The sequence below is a fragment of the Neisseria sp. P0022.S010 genome (assembly GCF_051956635.1).
Genome location: NZ_JBQCXF010000520.1, coordinates 1 through 2,054 on the forward strand (window position 1 = coordinate 1; position 2,054 = coordinate 2,054).

Consider the following 2,054-nt stretch of genomic DNA (forward strand, 5'->3'; position numbering starts at 1 on the left):
ATATTATACAATTAGCTTTTAATAACTGGATTAATTTTAACGTATAAGGATATTGGTCGAAAGTAAATTATAGCTCCATTACCGATAGTGTAAACGCCCGCGCTTTTATTGTTAAAAGGTCGTCTGAAAACGAATTTAGTTTTTCAGACGACCTTTCCCTTATCTCTATGTAAAAAGTGCGGTCAAGTTCCCAAGCGTTTTTCAAACTTTAAAAACTTCAAAATTTTCGCCCACGCGGTGGATTTGGGGCTGTTTAATAAAGTGATGCCGCAGGCTAATCAGATTGAAATCAATCCATTCCAACAAAAAACCGAAGCCGTTGCCGCTTTGCAGGCTGAAGGCATTGCCGTGGAAGCGTGGGCGCCGTTTGCCGAAGGTAAAAACGATATTTTCCACAACCCCGTGTTAAGCAAAATCAACACGAAATACGGCAAATCCGTGGCGCAGGTGATTACCCGCTGGCTGATTGAGCGCGACATGGTGGTATTGGCAAAATCCACCAAACCTGAACGCATGGCGGAAAACTTGAATGTCTTTGACTTTGCCCTCAGTGATGAAGACAAAGCAGAAATTGCCAAACTGGATGGCACGTTCGCCGCCATCGTCAATCACGACACGGTGGATAATTTGAAACGCATCTCCGCGTGGAAAATGGGCGTGTAAGTGTAGCGAAAAACCATCTGCAATTCATCATTATGAAAGGACAAAACATGATTAACGGGTTAGATATCGAACGTTTCCGAACTACCATGGCAGCGATTGAAAATGACCATACAAAAGGCAAGGCAGCATTACGCGCCGATTCGCGCTGGGTATCCGGCACGAAGAACGAAATCTCCGTGCGCCGCTTCCCTGCCTTTACCACAGACGAACCGAAAAACATGGGCGGTGAAAACGCCGCCCCAAGTCCGATGGAATACCTGATCGGCGCTGCTGCAGGCTGCTGCTCCATAGGTTTCGAGTTGCAAGCAGCACAAGCAGGCGTGAAACTGGAACAGTTTGAAATATCCGCAAGCGGCGGTATCGACATGGCCAAACTGTTCGGCATGGAAGATGGCTACGGCGGACTGGATAATCTGGTGCTAACCGTAAAAGTAAAAGCCGACGCCGACCTTCCTACCCTGCAAAATTTCGCCGACCGTTCCGCCGCCAACTCGCCAGTGTTGAACAGCCTGAAAGCGCGGGCAAAAGTGGTTGTGGAGAAAATCTAAACGGCTCAAACTACTTTCTTGTTTTTATTTCGTTGAAAGCCCCTTTTCTAACAACTAGAAAAGGGCTTAATCGCTCAAAGGAGTACATGACATGCAACAACTACACACTCTGAAAGACATCGAACAGGCCATCGCCACACACCCTTTAGTATCACTGTACATCAAAGCCCCAATCTGCGGTGTTTGTACGGTCGTGGCTGCCCAGCTTGACTCAGCTTTGGCGGTGGAAGGAAATGTGTATGCTGTAAAAGCCGATATTGCTGAAATACCCGAAATGGCCGGACGTTTCCACGTGCTGACCGCACCTGCATGGCTGCTGTTTTATCAAGGCAAGGAAGTAGAACGGATGGCCCGCTTCATCCCTCAGGCACAGATGAAACAGACATTGGCAAAATGGACAAAAGTAGCAGAAAGCGGACATCAGTAACCGGTCTATCAATCAATGTTTCAGACGGCTGCGGTCTTGATAATGATGCAAGCGGTCAAATTTTTAAGATGATTTGCAAAACACTTAAAAATTTGACCGCTCTTTATTACGAAAAAGGTCGTCTGAAACGGCTTGCAGACTGAGATAATGAGACCTTTGCAAAATTCCCCAAAATCCCCTAAATTCCCACCCAAGACATTTAGGGGATTTCTCATGAGCACCTTCTTCCAGCAAACCGCCCAAGCCATGATTGCCAAACACATCGACCGCTTCCCACTATTGAAGTTGGATCAAGTGATTGATTGGCAACCGATCGAACAGTACCTGAATCGTCAAAGAACCCGTTACCTTAGAGACCACCGCGACCGTCCCGCCTATCCCCTGTTGTCCATGGTCAAAGCCGTCCTGCTCGGACA

General features: G+C 47.2%; 3 protein-coding genes and 1 pseudogene. All 4 read left to right on the top strand.

Annotated elements, in window-relative coordinates; translation table 11 throughout:
• The first annotated feature begins 243 nt into the window (after positions 1–243).
• The gene (locus ACTHUT_RS18895; RefSeq protein ID WP_250600425.1) at positions 244–663 is read left to right on the top strand and encodes an aldo/keto reductase; all 420 of its coding nucleotides are present in this window, start codon (positions 244–246) and stop codon (positions 661–663) included.
• Positions 664–710: 47 nt separating this feature from the next.
• Entirely contained in the window at positions 711–1,211 is a 501-nt protein-coding gene (locus ACTHUT_RS18900; protein WP_250600427.1) for an OsmC family protein, read from the top strand.
• A 91-nt stretch (positions 1,212–1,302) separates the two neighbouring features.
• Complete coding sequence (locus tag ACTHUT_RS18905) at positions 1,303–1,638, top strand: thioredoxin family protein (protein WP_023887410.1); 336 nt, start codon at positions 1,303–1,305, stop codon at positions 1,636–1,638.
• A gap of 213 nt (positions 1,639–1,851) precedes the next feature.
• Positions 1,852–2,054, top strand: a pseudogene (locus tag ACTHUT_RS18910) (IS5/IS1182 family transposase); the annotation flags it as partial.

Bases quoted from the DNA above. Each gene is read 5' to 3' on its own strand.
- ACTHUT_RS18900 (WP_250600427.1), top strand. From the start codon at position 711: ATGATTAACGGGTTAGATATCGAACGTTTCCGAACTACCATGGCAGCG.
- ACTHUT_RS18905 (WP_023887410.1), top strand. From the start codon at position 1,303: ATGCAACAACTACACACTCTGAAAGACATCGAACAGGCCATCGCCACA.